This is a genomic window from Hyphobacterium sp. (genome assembly GCF_043584775.1).
Classification (GTDB): domain Bacteria; phylum Pseudomonadota; class Alphaproteobacteria; order Caulobacterales; family Maricaulaceae; genus Hyphobacterium.
The window spans coordinates 989,620-1,011,428 of the sequence record NZ_CP121327.1 but is presented as its reverse complement, the minus strand read 5'-3'; the positions used below and the strand labels follow the sequence as shown (position 1 = coordinate 1,011,428).

Sequence of the window (21,809 nt, the reverse complement as noted above, 5' to 3'; positions counted from 1 at the left end):
GGGAGTTAGTCTTCGGGGGCTTCCGGGGCAAGCTGGACGCGCCCGTTCCAGCGCGGCGTATCACTTTCGGCTTCGGCCTCCTGCGCGGCTTCGCGGGCGGCGTCTGTATCTATTTCGCACCCCGTCCGATCCGCGCCAAGCGCATCAGCCGCAGCCCGGCGCTGGCGGTATTCCTCCGGCGTGCAATTTCCGTATTCCTGCCGCCCGGTCGAAAGGCGGTCATATCGTCTGGAAGATTCTTCGTCCGCGCTCGCACTCTGCCGGAAATCAAAATCGCCGAGGCTCCAGTCATCGTCCCCCGAGTCCGCGGAGTCCACAGGCGCAGGCGCGGGCGCGCGAACCTCATAGACACCCGGAGACGTTTCCACCCAGCCCGATGCCCGGGCTGGCCGGTCCTCATTGGCGCGGGCGAACTCCGAACGGGTCTCCTCTTCGGAGTTGCTTTCGCTGGACCAGCTCCACTCGAACTCGAAGCGGTCGGTACGCGTCGTCTCTTCGGTTTGAGATGTGGCCGGGGGCAAAGCGGATTGAAGCAGAGCGAGCAGCAGGATCATGACGGTCTCCTTGTCAGGTCAGTCTAACCCTCATAACGGTCGCCGCCAATATCCCGCAGCGACCAGCAATATTTCCCGGACGCCCCGCTGGATTTGCTGAAAATATCCGTTACTTTCCGGTCAGATTGTCAAACGGAGTCGATGCCATGCGCTGGATAGTTCTGATTGCTGCAACCGGATTGCTGGCAGGCTGTAGCGGTGGATCTGGCCCTGACGATTCCAGTTCAAGCGGAACCTCGAACACGGACTCGGGATCCTCATCCTCCGGTTCAGCCGTTGAAGTCCAGACCGTGGATCTGTCCTACCTGCCAGCCCCCTATTCGGAAGCTGACTACGACACCGGCCGCCGGCTGTTTCGCCGGTGCGGCTCCTGTCACACCGTCGCCGCAGAAGGTGGCAATCGCGCCGGCCCCAATCTGCATGGCATTTTTGGCAGTACCGCCGGAACAGTCGACGGCTTTGACTACTCCATGACGCTGGAAAACGCCGACTTTGTCTGGACGCCCGAACAGCTCGACGGATGGCTGGCCAATCCGCGCGAATTTCTGCCCGGCAATCGCATGTCCTTTGTCGGCTTGCGGGAAGAAGAGGACCGGCGCAACGTGATCGCCTATCTGATGCACGAAACCGGGTATTCAGCCGCGGACTAGAAGCGCCGCCACCAACTTACCAGAACACCCGATTCATCAATCGCATTGCGCCCGGAAACGGTGGTGAAGGCTCCGACCATGATCTGACGTCCGCGAATCCGGCGCCCGACAGAAAGCTGGACTTTGTGCTGCGAGAATTCGCGCCCCGTACGGGCAATATCCGGGTCTGCCGTGATATAGAATGATTGCGCAAGGAGCAGATATTGCTCGCGAATGCGCCAGCCCAGCGTCGTATCGAAACGCGTCTCGGCCGGATAGTCATGCTCGCGCCAGGTCCGCGCCAATTGTAAATCCAGAAACCCGTTTGTCGCGATTGATCGGCCGGCCAGCGCTCGGAATTCGAGCCCGTTCGCACCGTCCCCCAGCGGCCGATCGGCGACATTCTCGCCGCCGCCGGGGATCACCGCAGCGGCTTGACCGGAGAAAACCCAGCGCCCCACATCGAATGCATGCACCTGAATGCCCGCGCGGCTGGCCGCTAGTCCCTCGGCAGTATCGGTGATGCCGTTATTGTCCTGGCTGACGCGCTGCCCGGCGAGTTGCAGAACCAACGTCAGGCGTTCGCTCAAGCCATATTCAGCGTAAAATGACGTCTCATATTTTGAAAAATACAGGCCGGACGCGCGATTGCCATCCCGGTCAAGGCTGCTGCTGGCCTCAGACAACAGCAGTCCCGAAATCATGATCCCATGGCCCTTGTCCTGAACCCAGGCGCCGCTATGGGCTGGCGAAGCCGCCGATAGGCAAAAAAGGACGGCTACTGATCGTAGCCAGGCGATTCCCGATCGACCCGTGTGCGCAAGGCGGCCCAGGCGATTTCGGCGAAAAATTCGTTGGTCACGCCTTCGTTCGCTTGAGAAAAAACCAGATCCTGCTTCGCTTGGTCCCATTCGATCAGTTCGGCCCCGCCGGATTGCGCCATGATCTGCATGTTACACGCCCGTTCCAGATTGAAAATCCTTAAATAGGCCTGAAACGGGTTTGCACCCACAGATAGGGTTCCGTGATTGCGCAGGATCATCAGGTTCTTTTCCCCGAGGTCAGCAACCAGCCGCGCTTTCTCGTCTTCGATCAGCGCAATGCCCTCATAATCGTGGTAGGACACATCATTCATGATGGTCATGGCCGTTTGGGAAATCGGCAACAGCCCGCGCTTTTGCGCGGACACGGCGACGCCCTGATCAGTATGAAGATGCAGCGCGACTTTGACGTCGGGACGCGCGGCATGAATGGCCGAGTGAATGGTAAAGCCGGCCGGATTGATACCAAAGGTCGACGGCGGCAGGACATTGCCCTCCAGATCCACCTTCACCAGATTGGACGCCGTCACATCTTCGTAAAGCAAGCCGAACGGATTAAGCAGAAAATGCTCGTCCGGCCCGGGAACGCGCATGGAAATGTGGGTGAAAAACAGATCATCCCAGCCATGCATGCGAACAAGCCGGTAGAGCGCGGCCAGATCGCAACGCGCTTTCCATTCATCCTCGCCCACCTGATCCCTGACGCTTGGTGTTGATTGATCGTCCATACCGGCCTCCCGTAATTCTCCTGACAAGATTGAACGGCATCGGCCCGCCGTCAATCACAGACATGAGGGTCAAATTTAACGCCGGATAAACCAGAACTGGAATCCATTGAAGACTCAGGCTTTTATAAGCACCGGTAATTCTGGCGACGTTATGAGCAATATCGCATCAGCCTTGACCCAACTGGCCCGCGTCCGCGACCCGCAAAGCCGCGCTGCGCTGGCCCTCGGTGTCACGGATATCTGCGTTGCCAAGCCGCTCACAAATCGCACTCAGCCTCTGGCCAATGACATTCTCCTGTCCCTGGCCCACAAGGTGGAAGAAGCCGTGCGCATACAAATGGCCTCCCGCCTCGCCGATTGCGAGTGGGCGCCACGCGGTATCGTTCGCTATCTGGCGTTTGATGCACCAGGCGTCGCCAAAGCCATCATTGAAAAGAGCCTCGTTCTTGAAGCCGAAGACCTCGTCGAACTCGCCGAAACGGCTTCCGAGGAACATCGAAAGCTGATTGCAGGCAGATGCCATATCGGCATGGCCGTCTGTGACGCCGTGGCCCGTCGATCAGAAGCCTCCGTCATCGAACGTCTGATCCGTAATACGACAGCGCGGATTTCCGATTCAACGATGGCCATCTGTATCGAGAGCGCACTCGAGAACGAGGACGTATCGCGTCTTTTGCTGGAGCGGGACGATATACCGCCGGTTTTCGTGGAACGATTGACGGCTCAGATTTCCAACAGCGTCCGCCAACAGGTCGAACAACACTTCGATCTTGAGCAGGGACAGCTCGATGAGATCGGCATAAATGCTGAAATTTCCCCTATCGTCGAAGATACGGAAGCCGAGGCGAGAAAACTCGTCGAGCGCATGGCTGCGGCGGGAGAATTGAACGGGACCGTCGCCGTCAGGGCACTGACGGACGGGAAGAGCCTTTTGTTCGATTTTGCCATAGCTGACCTGTGCGGGTTGACCGTGGATCAATGGCGCGCGGCTCTGGGTATGTCGAGCATGCGCGCAACCGCGCTCGCTTGCAGGGCCGCACGGATAGACACGTCACTCTTTCCGTCGGTCGTCCGCGGTATGCAGAAAGCCGGGCGAATCCAGGAAAACCTTCCATCCGATGCCATGGTAAATGCCGCCAACGTCTTTCAGAAATTCACCCCTGGCAGCGCGCATGACGCCTTGCGCCGTCTGGCAGCACAGGTTTGAATAATCCGGCCCGATCAAGGAGACCGGTGTGAATGCTCTTGCCTTGTCAGATTCGCCCTCGCTGAGCTTTGTGGCCAGCAAGCGGCCGGATGCTCAGGAGGTTTGTCAGCGCCTCCAGGAGCGCTACGGCAATGTCCCAGTCAAGGACGCGGAGATACTTGTCGCGATAGGCGGCGACGGCATGATGCTGGAAGCACTCCACGCCGTAATGAATTATGGAATCCCGGTCTATGGGATCAATTACGGGTCAGTTGGCTTCCTGATGAATGATCCCGCCGAGAGCGACCTCATCGGCCATCTGCGCCGCTCGGAGAAAACATCCATCCATCCGTTAAGAGCAACAGGAACCGACATCAACGGCCAGTCATTTTCGGCCTTGGCCATCAATGAAGTCTCGCTGCTGCGCGAAACTCGCCAGACCGCGAAGATACAGATTTCGGTCGATGGCCGTGTCAGATTGGCTGAGCTTGCCGCAGACGGCGTCATGGTATCCACGCCGGCCGGCTCGACCGCCTATAATGCCTCTGCCCATGGCCCGATACTCCCGCTCGGGTCGCGAACGCTGGCTTTGACGCCGATCAGCGCCTTTCGCCCCCGCCGTTGGCGCGGCGCACTTCTGAGCCACGGCAGCAAAGTCCGCTTTGACGTCCTCAGCCCGGAAAAGCGGCCTGTCTCCGCCGTCGCGGACAACCAAGAATTCCGCGACGTGGTATCGGTCGATATCGAGGAAGCGGCGGATGTCAGCCTGCACATGTTGTTCGACGAAGGCCGCGCCCTGGGGGAGCGCATCCTCATAGAACAATTCCAGGCCTGACCGCTTAGGCCGTCGTTAAGCATCATCTGATAGGAAATGTCTCAATCCGCCAATGAGATGCGGAACGAGGATGGTAGTGATGCAACAGGTTTCCGGCGGTCTGGGAATGACGGTTCTGATTTACAGCCAATCGCGCCCGCTTCAGCAAGCGCTTCAATCGAGCCTGAATGCCATGGGCTGCACAGCTGTCGTGACCGTCAGCACAGTTGGTGAAGCTGAAACAGTTCTGGCCGTGCAAAACGTCGAAGTCGCGCTTGCAACCGATGACGACCTGATCGCAGCGCTCAGAACGATATCACCTGATTTGCCTATAATTTCGCTCTCGGGAAATGCTTCGGATGGATCTGTTCGGGATTTATACAAGCCATTCCGGATGCAGGATCTGGAACAATGCCTGATGGCATCCGTATCTGACAGCACCGCTCGGCAGCCGTCCGCGATGGCTCTTTAAACTTACGGCTTTGAGGAAAAACCCTGATGTCAAAAAAAGAACAACCCATCGAGATGATCACGCCGCCAAACATGCTGCGTGTGAAAGTAGGCGGTCGGGTCGGCCCGATTGATGAAGCGGCTATTGCCCGCGCCGAAGCCGCACTGGATGACATGAAAGAGGTGTTCGCCGACTGGCTGGAGACGGAAGTACAGAAGCTGGAAGCTGCGGCAAAACGCGTGATGACCGAAGGGCTTGAGGGCGAAGCCGGTCTCGAGCTGTTTTCCCGGGCCCACGATCTGCGCGGTATGGGAACGACTTACAAATTTCCGATCATCACCCGCATGGCCGGCTCACTCTCGAAGCTGATCGAGTCAGAAGAAAAACGCGCTATTGCGCCGGCAAAACTCGCCCTGGCCCATACTGGAGCGATCCGCGCCGCCCTACGTCAGGATATTCGCGACGAAAAGAATCCGGTCGGCCGCGCATTGGCGATAGAGCTGGAAACGCAAGTTCTTGAACTGGTCGCCGAGTTTGAAGATCAACCTATGGCACGCGCTGGCTGATCGTCGCTTTCATCCTGATCCAGACGCGACAGGATATATTCCAGGTCTTCTTCGGGAACACCCTGAAACTGGGTCAGCGACCGCTCGACCAGGCGGCGGCGGAACAGTATCCGGCCAGCTTCGCCCGGCCCCATTTCGATAGAATGAAGCGTATCGATCGCTGAACGGACCGCGGGCAGCAAGCGGGGCGGCAATCCCGTCCGCTCGAAGACCGCTTTCAGGCCTAACGGACCGGCATCATGAATCAACAACCATGCCTTTGAGTGGGGAATCCCGGCCAAGCGGGCCACAGCATGCTCGAAAAACTCCACATGCCCACGCAACAGGCCGCGCAAAATCAGCGACGGTGTCAGGCGGCCAGCAGATTGCATCTGCTCGATGAAACGCGGCATGTCCGGCGCAACACCGGCCTGGTCCACCAGATCAATCGTCGCGCGTTCCCGCGCGCCTTCGGCGATATCCACGGCAATTTGCGGCGGCAGGGCATGACGGCGAACCAGACGCTGCAAAGCATCATCACTGACACGTGCAATGATTTTCTCGGTGAAGCTGATCGGCAGCACCGAGCGCGACACGAAGGAATCCATGACGGAACGGGACTCGGCAAACCGGGCGATGGTTTTATCAAAAGCCTCGTCATCAAATTCGGCACCGTCATTGGCAGCTGCGATGCCCATCGCGGCTTCGTCGGCATAATCGATCAGCGACATGACCACGGGCTTCGAAACGCTCTGCCGCGCGGCAATCGCTGAGAGTTTTGCTGCGGGTTGCGTGCGGATCAATTCGATCAATTCGGCATCGTCAAAAACCGGGCTCCCGGCAATGACGGGGACGGCAATGGATTCAATGTCCATGGCCAGTTTCATGGCAACGTCTTTGGGAAGATGCGGCGACTGCCGAAGGGTCACGGCCAGCGAGCGCCGGACCAGCGTCGCGCTATCTTCGGCAATCATGCCTATGATCGCATTCGCGGCAGCGCGCTCCTCGGCTGTTAATTCCGGCGTATCGATCCGCTGGCAAATCTTCCGGGCGGCCATCGCCCGATCTTCAGCGTTTTCACCTTTGACGAGGCGGCGAATGTCTTCGTCGGTCAAGCGCGAACGCATCGCTACGATGCTCATTGGCGTGATCCTGTTGCTCGAGAATCGCCCCATGGCGATTCGTCCTTGAATACAGGCTCCGACTCTCGCGTTAACGAATCCTTAGACGCGCCGTTCACGAGTTGGGTTCGCGGTCATTTCGTCCGCCTGGCGGCTCCAGAGAAGCCAGAATGGCAACAACCGCAGGCGATAAAGTCCCACCGCCTTGAGCCAGACCAATCCGCCGGGACATGAAGGCAACGCCCTGATCCGACGTCGGTGATTGAAAGCGCAGCGGCGAGACCACCTCGGCATCACCAGATGGCATTTCCGTCCGCGAGGGTACCGAGACCGCCTCTTCGCGTGTCAGCCCGGCCAGCACATCGCGTACACTTCGCGCTTGTCCGCCATCATAGAAAACATTCCGGTTCGCGGCCGCAGCCGCCGGAAACAACCGGTCGGCGCGCGCTGTCGGTGTTTCGTTTGCCGCATTGATCAATTCGGATGCACCGCCCGCACCGAGGAAGTGCGCGGCGTAAAGCTCACCCGATGTTGGCTGCCGCCCGATACGGGATTCAAGGATGGAGGCATTCTCTGCGGCGAGTTCCCCCGCCATCCGCGCCGCAATACCGGCATCAAAGCGCATATCGAGAATACGTTGTCGTTCCGCCGGATCCGAGACTGTGTAGCGGCCGGTTTCCGACTGCTCGATCAAGCTGGCTTCACGGGCAAGACCATGTTCACCGCCATGACGGCTCATCATCGCCAGCCATGTCTGGTCCAGAAACTGGTACATGCCCGCAGCCGATGATGTGGTGGCCCGCGCATTGGGATCGAAATTGCTTTCGCGCGCCGCCGTACGCACCATGAAATCGAAATTCGCGCCCGTCTCTCGGGATGCGCGGGCGATCAGGGCGTGGGTGGCTTCACCCGGTGGGGAAATTGTACTCATCGGGCCGACTCAGATTGCATGGCCCCAGTCTTGGCCTCAGCCGCTAACTTGACGTTAACGCTATTGGAAACGACGGGCCGAAAATTCGGCTGGTACGGGCCGGCCGGACAGCACCGCATCGGCCAACATCTCCGCCACCGCCGGAGCCAGAAGCACGCCATTGCGGTAAAGCCCCAGCGCAAGGAAAATACCCGGGTGCGTGCCGTCGCCCAGTATCGGCACGCCATCTGCTGTGCCGGGCCGGACGCCGGCCCAGGTCTCGATAACGCCAAGCCCGGCCAACATAGGCAGATAGGCTTCGGCACGGCGGCGTAATTCATCGATCACCAATTGATCAACTTGCGTATCGCTTTGCCCGGGCTCACTACTCGCGCCAATCACAAACCGGCCATCCAGCTTTTGTGAGACATAGATATTCCGCGCCCTCAAACAGTAGCTCAACCGGGCGGCCTCCCCGCTTAACGCCAGCAGCTGGCCTTTGACCGGACGAATCTGGTTCAAAAGCGGCTCCAAATCCGTCAGGGGGTGGCCAGCCGCGCCCGTTGCGATAATCGCCGCATCGAAGCACTGGTGATTGATGCGCACACCCCCTTCACCACAAGAAATGTCCGATACGGGCTGACGCTCATGAATGATGCCACCGGCGTTCCGGACATAGGCAGCGAGACGCGGCCCGAGCAGACGATTGTCCAGTTCGCCATCATCCGGAAAACACACAGCGCTCCTGACTGCAAGATCTTCGGGGAGATCGACAGTGTCGTGGCAGGCAATGCCCATTGCCGCTGCGCGGTCTGCCATGGCCTCCAGCCAGTCCAGATCAGCTTTGCCGGCGGCGGGCGAGATGACGCCACCCACCCTGAAACCTATCTCCTTTTCGCCAAGGTCTTTTGCCCAGTCAGACCAAAGCGCCATGCCGCGTTTGGCCATTGAAACAAAAGCGGGCGATGCATCGGATTCGGCGCACTCAAAACCACCCGCCAGCATGCCACCTGATGCCCAGAGCGCACCTTTCCCGGCCGCCCGCGCTTCATAGACCGTGACTGAGGCCCCGCGCGCCAGAAGTGCTTTGGCACAGGCCAGACCGGCTATACCGCCACCGACAACGGCGACGTGAACACGGGGTTTTGACTTGAATTCCATTCAGCTCGGCTTCATGTCCGCAGGAGTAGTCTGTCGATCCGAAGGAGGACCAGATGAAATACCTGACTATCGCATCTCTGGCTGTGTGTGCATCCATGGTCGCACCTGCCATGGCAATCGATCATCATGGCGATACGGACGAGGACGCGCCACGTTGCGTCCGGATGGTTCACATCAACGGATATAGCGTGATTGACCGCGAGCACGTGGTCTTTCGCGGCGGCGCCAGCCGTCACTATCTCGCAACGCTGCGGCACAGCTGCCCTGATCTGAATTTCGGTGTGCAATTGGCGACATCATTCGGCGAAAACGCGACCCTGTGCCCCCCGATTGTTGAGTTTATCACACCGGATAACGGCTTTCGCTGTGCCATCGACACGGTCGAGGAAGTTGATAGCGTTGATGCCGCCCGCGCCCTGATCGAAGCCCGCGCTCAATTGGAAGCGCAAACGGAAAATCAGGAATAGCCACGCGCGGCAATATGGGCCCGCATGGCGTCCAGCCGGGCTTCATCCGACGGATGCGTTGACATGAAATCAAAGCCGGAATCCTGATGCAGTGTTGACATTGCCAGCCAGAAATCCGTGGCATGATGCGGCGCATATCCCGCTGACACCATGTAATCCACGCCCAGCCGGTCCGCCTCAAATTCATGTTGGCGCGAATACGGCCTGATAATGCCATACGTGACACCAACACCGAGAGCCCCCGCCATTTCATCATTGAAATCGACGCCCTGCTGTTGAAGGAGCGCGCCGGCGATCTGCAATCCGATCTGGCTGGCGCGTTGCTGACTGGCCCGTTCGGCAGAATGGCGCGCCGCGACATGGCCCATTTCATGCCCCATCACGGTACCGATATGGCCGTCCTCTTCCATAATATCGAGAATGCCGCGATAAAAAGCGACTTTGCCGTTCGGCAGCACCCAGGCATTCACCTGATCGGAATCGATCACCACGAACTCCCAGTCGAGGTGCGACATGCCGGTCGCGCTGACCATATTGGAACCAACGCGCTGCAAACGGCGATTATAGCCCGGGTCGCGCAGGATGCGCTCACGTTGCAATGCGTCTTGCCAGGCTTGCTGCGAGAGCGTCATGATCTGGTTTTCGGAAACCAGTTGAAGCTGACTGCGGCCAAGCGCGTCATTCTGGGCGCAACCGGCAACGGGCAGGATCGTGCCAGCGGCCAGCCCCATCAGGATATCCCGTCGGCTCATAGAAATTTTTTGAATTTTCATGTTGTCCCCCTGAACGGCTGCTATTCTGTGCGTTATACTAACGCCAAAATCTCGTACGGGACCAGACGCCTTTTTCGGGCGCAAGGAGTATCAAATGATCCGCCGCCTTCTGACCTTCACCATCGGATTGATCGTCGTTCTGGTATTGGCCGCCATTATCATTCCCTTCCTGATACCGGAATCCTTCTACCGGGAGCGGGCACAAATTGCCGCCAGTGAAAATCTTGGGCGCGAGGTAATTCTGGCCGGCGATGTCAGTCTTCGGCTCCTGCCCAGCGTTCAGGTTCAGGCAAGCAACGTCTCGATCGCAAATGAAGAAGGCTTTGGCGAAACGCCATTTGCGGAAATGGCCGAAATGCGGGTGGGCGTTCAGCTTTTGCCGCTTCTGTCGCGAACGATCGTGATAGATGAATTTGTGCTGGTCGACCCGACCATCCGTCTGGAACAGCGGGGCAACAGGAACAACTGGTCACTGGGTCCGGAAACGAGCGATGCCGAATCGGCGCCCTCCTCCGACGGCTTTGTTCGTCGCCCCGGCGCTCTGCCCTTTGACGCCTCGCTCGGTGACATCCGGATCGAGAATGGTGCAATCACCTATGAGAATGGTGCAGACCGGCGCGAAATCAACGGGCTGGATCTCGATATTCGCATGCCGGGTCTGGACCAGCCTCTGGATATCACCGGCGAGCTGACAGCCGACGGCGAGAATATGACTCTGGCTCTGCACCTGGGCTCTGTCCGCGGGTTTTTCGAAGGAGATGAAGTGGCGGCGCGGCTCGATCTTGGTGGAAACCTGATCGATTTGGGCTTCAACGGAAACATTCTGGAGGGCGAGGATCTGCGCTATTCGGGCCGTTTCTCTACCGATATCCCCTCGATCCGGGCGCTTGCAAATTTTGCGGGATCGCCCCTGCCTCCCGGCGAGGGGCTGGAGAATTTCGAGCTCTCCGGAATCCTGTCGGGCGGTCTGGATACAATATCTCTCGACGCGTCCGATAGCGGCCGCAACGATCATATCCGGCTCGATGATCTGGCCGGCACCGGACGTCTTGGCGTGTCATTGAGCGGTGCCCGCCCGAACATTGACGGTGCCCTGACGCTGCCGCGGCTGGATGTGACGCCTTACATGCCGGTCGCCCCCGAAGCCGCGACAAGCTCGGCAGGCGTGCCCGCCTGGTCGACCGAACGGATCGATCTGTCTGCACTCGGCCTTGTCGATGCCAGCTTCGATCTCAACGTCGGTGAATTGACGCTTCAGGACATAGAAATTTCGGATGCCGCCCTGACCGTTGAGCTTGTGAATTCCCGGCTGGAAGCCAATCTGACCCGCATTTCGCTGTACGAAGGTGCCGGCAATGCCATTTTTGTTGCCAATGCCCGTACAGCAACGCCGTCTTTCCGCATCTTTGCCGATCTTCAATCCATCTCTGCCCTCCCCTTGCTTGAGGCGGCCGCCGGTTTCGATCGCCTGTCCGGAACAGGCCGTCTGAATATCGACCTCCTCACTTCGGGGAATTCACAGGCCGAATTGATGAATGGCTTGGGTGGCTCAGGCGGTTTCGCCTTCACCGACGGCGCCATTCGCGGCGTCAATCTGGCTCAGGCCATTCGCGGGATTGAATCTGCCTTGACCAATCGCCGCCTGCCTGAAGGTTTCGGCGAGCAGGAAGAGACCGACTTCTCGGCGCTTGAAGGCACATTCACAGTCGCCAATGGCGTGGCCACCAACAATGATCTGATCATGCTCAGCCCGCTGGTGCGTGTGGATGGAAGTGGCACGGTCGGGATCGGGCAACAAACCCTCAATTATCGCCTGCGGCCCCGGGCCGTTGCCAGCATTCAAGGTCAGGGCGGCGAACGCGATCTGCAAGGCGTTGTTGTCCCGATCGTGATCAGCGGGACCTTCAATGAACCGCGCATCGGCATCGATTGGGACGTCGTCGGCCGCGCGCTGGTTCAGGGAACGGTATCTAGCATTATCGCGGGCGAAGACCCGGAAGATGCTATTCGCAATGCCTTGGGCAATGCTCTGGGACTGGGTGGGCCGGGCGACAATTCAAGCGATGAAACCACCGATGGTGAGACCACTGAGGAAGAAGTAGATCCGGCTGAACGTCTTTTACAGGGGCTGTTTGGCAATCGCCGGTCCGGGCAGCAGGAAAACGAAGAGGAGGACGGGGGCGAATAACGCTCAGCTGACGCTTCCGTTGCCGCAGGTTCAGAATATACTGCGCATAAAGGACGCCATTGAGCCGGGCCCAGCGTCCGTCAGAACGGGAGACTGTTATGAATTTTAGACTTTTGATCTGCACCCTCGCCGGAACACTGGCTCTGGGCGCAACCGCCGAGGCCCAAAGGGGCGGAGGCGGCCGCGCGCTGACATTCTATTCGGGGCCCAATTATTCCGGGCAATCCGTCACGATCAATGATGACGTCACCAATTTCCAGACCATCAATTTCAATGACCGGGCGCTATCTATCCGGATACAGGGCAGAGGCAGCTGGACGGTTTGCCAGCACGCCGATTTCCGCGGCGTCTGCCGGGAAATCACAACCGATGTACCCAATCTGGCGACCATCAGTCTGGATGGCCATATCAGTTCGGCCCGAATGGAATATGGCACCGGTGGCCGCCCGGGCGGCGGGCGTCCCGGTGGCCCTGGTCGGCCCGGCCGGCCGCGCGGCGACGGCTCTCTGACACTTTATGCAGGACCGGATTTCACCGGTCAGTCGATCAATATTGACCGCGAAACCAGCAACCTCACCAGCCTCCGCTTCAATGATCGCGCCATGTCGGCCGTGGTCGAGGGCCGCGGCAGCTGGACAATTTGCGAAGATGCCAATTTTGGAACGCCTTGCCGGACAATTTCCGGACGCGTAGTCAATCTCAACAGTTACGGCCTCGGAAATCGCGTCTCGTCGGCTCGGCCCGACTATGACAATGGCGGTGGCTATGGTGGCCCCGGCGGCGGTTATGGTGGTCCGGGAGGCGGCTATAACAGCCGGCCCGGGACACTCGTCCTGTTCACCGGACCGAACTTCACGGGTCAGTCCCTCGAACTGGATCGCGAGGAGAGCAATTTTGTCCGCCTCCGCTTCAATGACCAGGCCATGTCGGCCATCGTGTATGGCAATGAAAGCTGGACGGTTTGCGAGGACACGAATTTCGGCACGCCCTGCCGGACCATCTCCGGACGGGTTCGTAATTTGAACGCTTTGGGACTGGGAAACCGTATCTCCTCGGCGCGGCCAGACTATGGATATGGCGGCAATGACGGCGGTTATGGTGGCGGATATGGCGGTCCGGGCAATAATTACGGTGGTGGCTATCAGGGCCGCGACGGCACGCTGGTCCTGTTCTCCGGCCCGAACTTCACCGGACGGTCTGTGGAGCTCACCGATCAGGAATACAATCTGACCGGCCGCCGCTTCAACGATCAGGCCATGTCGGCCATCGTCTATGGCAATGGTAGCTGGACGGTCTGCGAAGACGCAAACTTCGGGACGCCCTGCCGCGAAATCTCCGGCCGGATCCCTAATCTGAATGTCTATCGTCTGGGCAATCTGATTACGTCTGCCCGTCCCAATCCGCTCTACGGCCAGCCGGGTGGTGGCTATGGCGGCCCCGGCGGCGGTGGATACAATCAGTATGATTCTATCACGCTCTATGCGGGCCCGAATTTTACCGGTCCGTCTGTGACGCTGGATGCGGACACCTACAACCTCGATGTGGTCCGCTTCAATGATCGCGCCATGTCGATGACGGTCAATGGCCGCGGCGACTGGTTGTTGTGTGAACACGCCTCATTCGGGGGTCGCTGTCAGCAATTTGATCGCGATGTCAGCAATCTCAACCAATGGGGTCTTGGCAACCGGGTGAGCTCTGTCCGACGCTACTAGCCTCGCTGGAACGGATAGAAATCCGATCCCAGATCAAGAAGGCCGGTGAGCGCATCCAGCGCTTGCCGGCTTTCATCCATCAGGGACGGGTCAGAAAGGTCCGCGACGCTCAACGTTTCACGATAATGCCGCTCCGCCCATTTGCATAAAGCCGCATACGTCTCATCCGTCAGAAGGCAGGCCGGATTGACTGAGGACAGCTCGTCCTTTATCAGCACCACACGCAGACGAAGACAGGCCGGACCACCGCCATTGCGCATGGACTGGCGGACATCAACGAAATTCACCGTTCCTATCGGCCCGTTTCCGGCTGTCAGTCGCGCGCAATAATCGCGTGTTGAAATCGTCTCTTCGCTTTCCACCGGCGCGTTCAGCATGAGACGATCGTCTCCCGGCATGGCCAATAATTGCGAATTGAACAGATAGCTGGAGATCGCATCGCCGATCGGCACGTCGGCTTGCGGCACTTCAACAAAAATGGGTTCAAACAATCCATCCGCAGCGGCACGGATAGCTTTCAATGCGGCGGCTTTGTCCTCAAACGCCAATTCATGAAAGAACAGCGTCTTCAGCGTTCCCACACAGACAACATCATTGTGGAAGGCTCCCGCATCGATCGCGGCCTGCCCCTGACGGATAAAGACGCAGCGCTCCAAATCCAGCCCGTGGGACCGGGCAACCGCTTCGCAGGCCTCGCGCGTCTGGCGGGCTGGAAACTGGCCGCGCCAGTGCTCCCCCGCTTCCCGGCCATAGACAAATATCTCGACACCCGGCCCGCCATGTTCGGCACACAAACGCACATGATTGGCCGCGCCCTCATCGGCGAAGGTGGACTGAGCAGGCAGTGGCGGATGCACGGCAAAGCAATCGCCCCGAAACACCCGCGACAAGGCGCGCTGTGTCGCTGGCCCCTCAATGGAACGATGAAGCGTCGTCACCAGATTGGCGGGCGTCAGATGCAGCCTTCCGTCCGCCGTATCCGCTGATGGCGAGACCGTCGCAGCATTGGCGGCCCACATCGGCGAAGCGGAATAAGCGTTCCGCAGCAACTCCGGCGCGGTTTTCGCGGCGGCCTCGACAATTTGCTTGTCTGATCCCGTAAAACCCGCCCGGCGAAGCAAGCCGATATCGGGCCGCTCCTGTGGTGGCAGAACGCCCTGCACCAAGCCGGCATCGGCCAGCTGCTTCGCTTTCCTCAACCCTTCCAGAACAGCGGCACGGGGGGCTGAGGCTTCGCCCCGGTTTTTATCGGAGGCGATATTGCCGAAGGACAGACCGCCATAATTATGCGTCGGCCCGATTATGCCGTCGAAATTGGCTTCAACCGCGCTCATTCAACGCCCCGAATGGCCAGTCGTTCCGGCTTGGGCGCTAGCTGACTGGCCACCGGATAGGCGCAATAATCAGCGGCGTAATAGGCCGAAGGTCTAAGATTACCCGACTGCCCTGGACCACCGAACGGCATTGAGCTCGCCGCGCCCGGCGTGGGGCGGTTCCAGTTGACGATCCCCGCGCGGGATTCAATGCGGAAACGATCCCAAAGTCCGGCATCGTCGCTGACCAGCCCGGACGACAATCCATAAGCGGTATTATTCGCCTCTTTCAGCGCCGCCTCGAAACTGTTGACGCGAATGATTTTGACCAGCGGGCCAAAAACTTCTGCATCGGGATGATCCGTGCCGGTGACGTCAACAATGCCCGGCGAGACAAATGCAGCACCGCGATCCAGAACACGGGCATCGAGCAGGCTTTGTCCGCCGCCGTCGACGAGTTTCGCCTGCGCCGTGATCACCTGATCAGCGGCCGCCTCCGTAACCAGTGGGCCCATGAAGGGCTCCGGGTCCTCATTCCATGCACCGACAGGAATTCGCTTCGCAATATCGACCAGTTGTTCCACAACCGCATCTCCAACGGATCCGGTTGGCAGGATGATCCGCCGCGCGCAGGAACAGCGTTGTCCGGATGTCACGAAGGCCGAGAAGGCGGCAATGCGGGCCGCCGCCTCGGTATCTGCGGCATCCCAGACAATGAGTGGATTATTGCCGCCCATTTCCAGAGCCAGCTGAACACCGGTGCGGCCGGCGAACTTCTTGTGAATGAACTGTCCGGTATTGTGCGAACCGGTGAACAGGACGCCGTCCAGCTCAGCGTGGTCCAGCGCCGCCGCTCCCGTCTCTCTCGCCCCGGGGATCAAATTCAACACGCCTGGCGGCAAGCCGGCCTCTTCCCAGACGCGGATCATCCATTCACCCACGGCAGGTGTCAGTTCGGAGGGTTTGAAAACGCAGCTATTTCCGGCAATCAATGCCGGTACGATGTGACCATTCGGCAAATGTCCCGGAAAGTTATACGGCCCGAGCACGAACATCACGCCAAGCGGCTTGTGGCGGAGCTCGGCAGATCCGAAATCCATCTCCGCCTGCGTCTCGCCGGTGCGGTCATGATAGGCCTTGATGGAAATGGCGATTTTGCCCGCCATTGCCGCGCCCTCGCCCATACAATCCCAGAGCGGCTTGCCCGTTTCGCGCGCAATCAATTCGGCGACTTCGGCCTTGCGCTCTGCCAATAACGCACCAAAGCGCTCGACCACCGTGATCCGGTCGGCCAGCGATGCCCGGGCCCAGCTGGAAAAAGCAGAACGCGCGGCCTGGAAAGCGGCATCTACATCTGCAGCGGTGGCAGCCTGACCAGCCCAGACCGTTTCGCCGCTCGCCGGGTCAATGGAAGCGAAGCGATCTCCCCCGCCATTTATCCATTTTCCGTCGATATAGCACTGGCCGCTGGTCATGATTGTGATCTCCATACACGTACGGTTTCGCCTTCGCCCAGTTCGAGCGCGGCCTGGGCTTCGGCCGGGATCAATACCTTGTCATCCTTGACGGTCACGGCGGTCCGGACACTCCGGAAATTCTGAAAATCATCGGTCGAGACGATTCCGGTAATATCGCCTTCGCCCGTCGCGATCTCGAAGCGGTCGCTTTCTCTGGCCGTACGCGCTTCACGTGTCGGGACCGACATCAATGGCCCCCCATCAAAAATGTCGACATAGCCGTTATAGGTAAAGCCCTCCCATTCCAGCAGGCGCCGCGCGCCCCGGCCATGTTCATGGGTCTGGCCAATTACCTCACGGGCTGCCTCGGGTAGTATGTCCAGATAGATCATATGCTTGGGCATTAAATCCAGAATGAACTGATTGTCCGAGGCCGCGCTTAACCGGTCTGCTTCGTCAAACGTCATCCTGAAAAACGGCTTCGATACATGGTCGAAGAAAGGCGATGAACCGTCTTCACGGACGACACCGCGCAACTCCGCCAGTACATGCGGACCAAACCGACCATAATCCGCTGCGATCAGCAGATAGCGGGTTTGCGCGACAAGGCGCCCCGCACCATTGCCGCGCGCCGCATCGCTGACAAAGAGCGTGCCCACTTCACTGCAACCGGCAAAATCATTCACGAGAATCATCGCCTTCATGTCAAAGCGGCGGTCCGCCTCGGCTGAAGACTGAGCAAGCGTGATGATCTTGAAATCATAATAAGGTTTGGAAATGCCGACCGCGTCCTTCACCGCCGAACAGCCAAGAATTTTGCCGCTTTCGGTATCTTCCAGCATCATCTGATAGGTCGATTCTGTCGGCTTTCCGGCGTTGGAGGCAAAAGCCGATATCGACTTTTCGAGCCTTGCCGCAAGCACATCCGGCGTCACAGAAAGGCTGGTAAAGCCCGTTCCCGCCGCATCGGACAGCGCCACGAAAGCATCTATGTCATCGCGGCGCGCCGCCCGAACTCTCAGCATCTAGGCTTCTCCCCTCGCCAGCTTGCGTGCGGTTTTGGCATCAAATTCACCGGAGGCAAACTTCATCAACATGATCGCAGACAGCTTGGCCCGTTCGCTAAGACTGTCGAGCAAGACGATCTCATCGTGGGAATGAATACCCGCGCCGCAAACGCCCAGCGTGTCGACATTCGGGCATCCCGCTGCCCACAGATTATTGCCTTCGCAAACGCCGCCCGTGGCGTTCCATTTCATGTCGAGGCCCAAAGCCGAACCGGCCGCTTTGGTCCATGCGAACATTTGCGCATTGGCGGGAGTCATCGGCTTGGCCGGGCGCGTGAACCCGCCAAACATCTCCGCGGAAATTCCGTTCCGCTGGGCGGTTTCATCGGTCAGGCGTTCCAGATGAGCAAGCACCCAGGCCTGATCATCGGCATCATTGACCCGGACATTGAAGCGGACAACGGCATTGGCCGGCACAACGTTGGGCGGGCCCCCGCCATCAATACGCGCAACATTGAAGGTGACGCCGTCCCGCTGGCCGTTGAGATCATCGAGTCCGAGGGCAAACTGGCTGGCGGCGACAATCGCATTGCGTCCCAGATGATGTTCGCGGCCCGCATGCGCCGCTTTACCGGTCACTTTCAGCGACCAGTTCCCTGAGCCCTTGCGGGCTCCGGCCAGTGAGCCGTCCGCCAGTGCAGGCTCATACGTCATGCCGATATCGGCCTTTGCGCCCAGGGGATGAAGGACAGGGCCGGATCCGAGTGAACCGATTTCCTCGTCAGGACTGATCAAGATGTCATAGCCGATCCGGTCCCTGTGCGGACTGCGCTCCAGCGCCAGGAGCGCATGCAGCATGACCAGCAGTCCGCCTTTCATATCGGCTGCCCCTGGTCCGTTCATGATGTTGTCATCGCGCATCTTCCAGCTCTGGAAGCTGTCTTCAGCGGGAAAGACCGTGTCGTGATGCCCCGTCAGAACAATTTTGATGGGAGCATCCGGACGCTGGATCAGATGGAATGATGGCGTGAAGGCCTGCTGCCGAACCTCACCATTTTTCTCAACTATGGTTGTCGGCGCCAGCTCTGCAGCGCGTATCTCCCCGCCAAGCTCGGCGAAGGCTCCACTCAGCTTGCCGCGCATGACTTCCAAGCCATCAGCATTTTGGCTGCCGGAATTGATATTCACCCAGTCGCGCAAAGTGGCGACCATATGATCCTGACGTGTTTCGATCCAGTCGAGCGATTCACGCTCGTCCGGCTTCAGCTCGACTTTGTGGGTCATGCTGCTGTCCCTCTGGATTTGCCTTGCCTAGGGCTTAGACGTTTGCCAGCGCCTGTTCCAGATCGTCTATCAGGTCTTGCGGGTCTTCCAGCCCCACCGACAGCCGCACCATCGCTTCGCTATAACCAAGCGCCTTGCGACGGGCGGGGTCGACATTGGAGTGGCTGGTCGAGACCGGATGCAGGATCAGGCTTTCCGTTCCGCCTAAGCTGACCGCCAGCTTGATCAGCTTCAGCCCGTCCAGAAAACGGAAAGCAGCGTCGCGCCCATCACCGACATCAAAAGAGAAAGTCGACCCGTTCAGGCTGGACTGTTCGCGGTGCAGCCCACCGCGACGTGAATCGGCATCCAGCAGACCAGGATAATTGAGGCGGCTGACCTTTGGATGGTAGTTGAGAAAGTCCGCAACCCGCTCTGCCCCATCACACGCCGCCTTCATCCGCAGCGTCACGGTCTCCAGAGATCGGGTCAGCAACCAGGCTGTATGCGGGTCGATTACCCCGCCCAACAAGCTGCGAACACTATAAATCTGATCGGTAAGAGACTTGGGTCCCACTACCGCGCCGGCAAGCAGATCGCTATGGCCGCCGGCATATTTCGTAAGCGAATAAATAACGAGATCGACGCCAAATGCCAGTGGCTGCTGGCCGACCGGCCCCAAAAGCGTGTTGTCGCAGATCACAATTGGCGTAAAGCCCTGAACTTCGCCGATATGGTTGGCAATCTTTCGGCAGAGCGCGAGATCTACAATTTCGTTGTTCGGATTGGTCGGTGTCTCGGTATAGAGAATGCGGACCGGCCCCTTCGCCATTGCCGATCGGGCGGCGTCCAGAAAGGCCGGTTCGTCAGCCTCGGCGGCGACGGCCTCAATCTGCACTTTTTGCCGCGGCAGAAGCCGGTTCAGGAAAGCGTCCGTCCCGCCATAAAGCGGTGCCGTATGAAGGATGACATCGCCCGCGCCGGCGAATGCCATCAGTGTCGTGGCGATCGCGGCCATACCCGATCCGAAAGTCAGCGCTGCTTCACCGCCATCGAGAATGGCCAGGCGTTTTTCGAGAAGATCGACATTGGGCGTTGAAAAGCGTGAGTACATCAAGCCGGCCGCTTCCGGGTCCCCGGGTAAGGCCTGCTTGTTGTTGATCCGGAAAAATGCCGCCCCTTGCTCTGCACTTTCGAACAGGAAGGTCGAGCTGTGATAGATCGGCGCTTTCACAGACCCGGAATGCGCAGCCGGGTCATAGCCCTCATGTATCAGGCGCGTCTGCGCCGCACGGCGTGTAGATGCGTTTTTGCGATGGCCGTAATCCGACGCCATTTGTCCCTCCGAATGCCCGGATCAGAATTACTATCCCGGCGTCAGGGCGGGTCAAGCGATCAGACATTGGCACAAAAGAAAACGGCCCGACCAGAAGGTCGGACCGCTCTCTTGGTTTAGCTAACCGTCAGACTAGCGAAGGTCTACGAGGACCTCGGCACGACGGTTGAGCGGCTCACGAACACCATCCGGTGTCTGAACTGCCGGGCGGCTTTCGCCCAGAGCCTGGAGCGAGATCGCGCTCGCCGGCACGCCGAGGCGGACCAGTTCGTCACGAACCGCACGAGCACGACGCTCGGACAGGCCGACATTGTAGGCTGCAGCACCCGAACGGTCAGCGTGACCGTCGATCGAGACACTGGATACGCCGCAGTTACGAGCCTGGTTAACCGCTTGGTTGACCACTGCACGAGCTTGATCGGTCAGGTTCGAACGATCCCACTCGAAGTAGACCACGAAGCCAACATCTTCACACACGACCGGAGGCGGCGGCGAAGGCGGCGGGCGGAGGCGGAGGAGACGGCGGCGAAGGCGGCGTCGGCGGAGGCGGAGGCGGCGGAGGCGGAGGCGGCGGAGCCGCGAACAGATACCGCATCGAAATCCAGCCTTCATGGCCACTTACATCGCTGATGCCGGTTTCGCCACCAACGGTCGTGCCCGGGAAGGAATTACCACCCTGACGAACGACGCCTGAACCGCCAACAGCAGCCGGTGAGGCACCGGTGTAATTCGTTTCGCCCAGGCGGACATAACGATACTGGGTGTCAATAATGAACTGGTCAGACAGACGCCAACCAATACCCGCAATGAGGTTCACGATATAGGTGAGGTCATCATCATTGGTCGTGACATATCGAGCACCAGATGCTGGCGCAACGATGGGACCGGGAATGCCGCCGGGTCCGAATGTCGGGCGCGCACCCGAATCCCAACCGGTACCACTGAAGCTGACTTGAGCGGCGCCGACACCGGCACCGATGTATGGCGAGATAAATCCGCTTTCATTGAAGTCACGATAGACGTTGAGCATCAGGCTCCAAATATGGAGATCAGACGATGAGTCTTCATGATTTCCGATCGCACCGAAATCATTGTAACGATGCGCCAGCTCGGTCTCAGCACGCCAACCATCGGCCCAGTCATAGCCGAATGCTGCGTTCTGACGCCAATCACCGGCACCATCAATCTCGGCACCAAGACGATAGCCCTGGACTTCGGTGGAACTGAATCCGCCGTTACCAACGCCAGCGCTTACATACCAACCTTCGTCAGCGATCGCTGCACCGGTGGACGCCATCGCGATGGCACCGGTTGCGGCCGCTGTGAGTAGCCACTTTTTCATTTTACCCCCTCCGGAGGCAAATGCCTCCATC

The 21,809-nt window shown here is 59.2% G+C and carries 22 protein-coding genes; 8 read left to right on the top strand and 14 right to left on the bottom strand.

Going from position 1 to position 21,809, the window contains the following annotated elements; translation table 11 throughout:
- Positions 1-5: 5 nt before the first annotated feature.
- Positions 6-554: a hypothetical protein gene (locus P0D52_RS04870; protein WP_394694313.1), complete on the bottom strand. Its 549-nt coding sequence runs from the start codon at positions 552-554 to the stop codon at positions 6-8.
- A gap of 146 nt (positions 555-700) precedes the next feature.
- Here P0D52_RS04870 and P0D52_RS04865 point away from each other — a divergent pair, with 146 nt between their 5' ends.
- Positions 701-1,204, top strand: coding sequence for a c-type cytochrome (locus tag P0D52_RS04865; RefSeq protein WP_394694312.1), 504 nt, complete (start codon positions 701-703; stop codon positions 1,202-1,204).
- Here the strand turns inward: P0D52_RS04865 and P0D52_RS04860 are convergent.
- The gene (locus tag P0D52_RS04860; protein WP_394694311.1) at positions 1,201-1,887 is read right to left on the bottom strand and encodes a hypothetical protein; all 687 of its coding nucleotides are present in this window, start codon (positions 1,885-1,887) and stop codon (positions 1,201-1,203) included. The two genes, P0D52_RS04865 and P0D52_RS04860, sit on opposite strands and share 4 nt — an antisense overlap.
- Before the next feature lie 74 nt (positions 1,888-1,961).
- Positions 1,962-2,732 carry a class II aldolase/adducin family protein gene (locus P0D52_RS04855; RefSeq protein ID WP_394694310.1) on the bottom strand — a complete coding sequence of 257 codons (771 nt, stop codon included), beginning with the start codon at positions 2,730-2,732 and terminating at the stop codon, positions 1,962-1,964.
- Positions 2,733-2,883: 151 nt separating this feature from the next.
- Between P0D52_RS04855 and P0D52_RS04850 the strand changes: the two genes are divergently transcribed.
- From P0D52_RS04850 to P0D52_RS04835, 4 genes are all read left to right on the top strand, one after another.
- Positions 2,884-3,939, top strand: coding sequence for a DUF2336 domain-containing protein (locus P0D52_RS04850; RefSeq protein WP_394694309.1), 1,056 nt, complete (start codon positions 2,884-2,886; stop codon positions 3,937-3,939).
- Positions 3,940-3,967: 28 nt separating this feature from the next.
- On the top strand, positions 3,968-4,753 hold the full coding sequence (locus tag P0D52_RS04845) for an NAD kinase (protein ID WP_394694308.1): 786 nt from the start codon (positions 3,968-3,970) through the stop codon (positions 4,751-4,753).
- A gap of 79 nt (positions 4,754-4,832) precedes the next feature.
- Positions 4,833-5,204, top strand: a complete 372-nt coding sequence (locus P0D52_RS04840) for a hypothetical protein (protein WP_394694307.1) — start codon at positions 4,833-4,835, stop codon at positions 5,202-5,204.
- Between the two features lie 26 nt (positions 5,205-5,230).
- Complete coding sequence (locus P0D52_RS04835) at positions 5,231-5,749, top strand: Hpt domain-containing protein (RefSeq protein ID WP_394694306.1); 519 nt, start codon at positions 5,231-5,233, stop codon at positions 5,747-5,749.
- Here the strand turns inward: P0D52_RS04835 and P0D52_RS04830 are convergent.
- The 3 genes from P0D52_RS04830 to P0D52_RS04820 form a co-directional block, all read right to left on the bottom strand.
- Positions 5,725-6,870 (bottom strand): DUF2336 domain-containing protein, encoded by a 1,146-nt coding sequence (locus tag P0D52_RS04830; protein ID WP_394694305.1) that lies wholly within the window; start codon positions 6,868-6,870, stop codon positions 5,725-5,727. The genes P0D52_RS04835 and P0D52_RS04830 overlap by 25 nt on opposite strands.
- A gap of 94 nt (positions 6,871-6,964) precedes the next feature.
- Positions 6,965-7,780, bottom strand: coding sequence for a hypothetical protein (locus P0D52_RS04825; RefSeq protein WP_394694304.1), 816 nt, complete (start codon positions 7,778-7,780; stop codon positions 6,965-6,967).
- A 60-nt stretch (positions 7,781-7,840) separates the two neighbouring features.
- Positions 7,841-8,920: an NAD(P)/FAD-dependent oxidoreductase gene (locus tag P0D52_RS04820; RefSeq protein WP_394694303.1), complete on the bottom strand. Its 1,080-nt coding sequence runs from the start codon at positions 8,918-8,920 to the stop codon at positions 7,841-7,843.
- Between the two features lie 53 nt (positions 8,921-8,973).
- Here P0D52_RS04820 and P0D52_RS04815 point away from each other — a divergent pair, with 53 nt between their 5' ends.
- Positions 8,974-9,387, top strand: coding sequence for a DUF6491 family protein (locus P0D52_RS04815; protein ID WP_394694302.1), 414 nt, complete (start codon positions 8,974-8,976; stop codon positions 9,385-9,387).
- Here the strand turns inward: P0D52_RS04815 and P0D52_RS04810 are convergent.
- Positions 9,378-10,139: a M48 family metallopeptidase gene (locus P0D52_RS04810; RefSeq protein WP_394694301.1), complete on the bottom strand. Its 762-nt coding sequence runs from the start codon at positions 10,137-10,139 to the stop codon at positions 9,378-9,380. The two genes, P0D52_RS04815 and P0D52_RS04810, sit on opposite strands and share 10 nt — an antisense overlap.
- Before the next feature lie 115 nt (positions 10,140-10,254).
- Between P0D52_RS04810 and P0D52_RS04805 the strand changes: the two genes are divergently transcribed.
- Positions 10,255-12,348 carry an AsmA family protein gene (locus tag P0D52_RS04805; RefSeq protein WP_394694300.1) on the top strand — a complete coding sequence of 698 codons (2,094 nt, stop codon included), beginning with the start codon at positions 10,255-10,257 and terminating at the stop codon, positions 12,346-12,348.
- 98 nt (positions 12,349-12,446) lie between these two features.
- The gene (locus tag P0D52_RS04800; protein WP_394694299.1) at positions 12,447-14,060 is read left to right on the top strand and encodes a beta/gamma crystallin-related protein; all 1,614 of its coding nucleotides are present in this window, start codon (positions 12,447-12,449) and stop codon (positions 14,058-14,060) included.
- Here P0D52_RS04800 and astB read toward each other — a convergent pair.
- The 7 genes from astB to P0D52_RS04765 form a co-directional block, all read right to left on the bottom strand.
- Positions 14,057-15,394 (bottom strand): N-succinylarginine dihydrolase, encoded by a 1,338-nt coding sequence (gene astB, locus P0D52_RS04795; RefSeq protein WP_394694298.1) that lies wholly within the window; start codon positions 15,392-15,394, stop codon positions 14,057-14,059. The genes P0D52_RS04800 and astB overlap by 4 nt on opposite strands.
- Positions 15,391-16,848 carry a succinylglutamate-semialdehyde dehydrogenase gene (gene astD / locus P0D52_RS04790; RefSeq protein WP_394694297.1) on the bottom strand — a complete coding sequence of 486 codons (1,458 nt, stop codon included), beginning with the start codon at positions 16,846-16,848 and terminating at the stop codon, positions 15,391-15,393. The genes astB and astD overlap by 4 nt, the downstream gene beginning before the upstream one ends.
- Positions 16,845-17,855, bottom strand: a complete 1,011-nt coding sequence (locus tag P0D52_RS04785; RefSeq protein WP_394694296.1) for an arginine N-succinyltransferase — start codon at positions 17,853-17,855, stop codon at positions 16,845-16,847. The genes astD and P0D52_RS04785 overlap by 4 nt, the downstream gene beginning before the upstream one ends.
- Complete coding sequence (locus tag P0D52_RS04780) at positions 17,856-19,121, bottom strand: hydrolase (protein ID WP_394694295.1); 1,266 nt, start codon at positions 19,119-19,121, stop codon at positions 17,856-17,858.
- Between the two features lie 34 nt (positions 19,122-19,155).
- Complete coding sequence (locus tag P0D52_RS04775; RefSeq protein ID WP_394694294.1) at positions 19,156-20,436, bottom strand: cystathionine gamma-synthase family protein; 1,281 nt, start codon at positions 20,434-20,436, stop codon at positions 19,156-19,158.
- Positions 20,437-20,568: 132 nt separating this feature from the next.
- Entirely contained in the window at positions 20,569-20,892 is a 324-nt protein-coding gene (locus P0D52_RS04770; RefSeq protein ID WP_394694293.1) for an OmpA family protein, read from the bottom strand.
- Positions 20,893-20,905: 13 nt separating this feature from the next.
- On the bottom strand, positions 20,906-21,778 hold the full coding sequence (locus tag P0D52_RS04765; RefSeq protein ID WP_394694292.1) for an outer membrane protein: 873 nt from the start codon (positions 21,776-21,778) through the stop codon (positions 20,906-20,908).
- Positions 21,779-21,809: the final 31 nt, after the last annotated feature.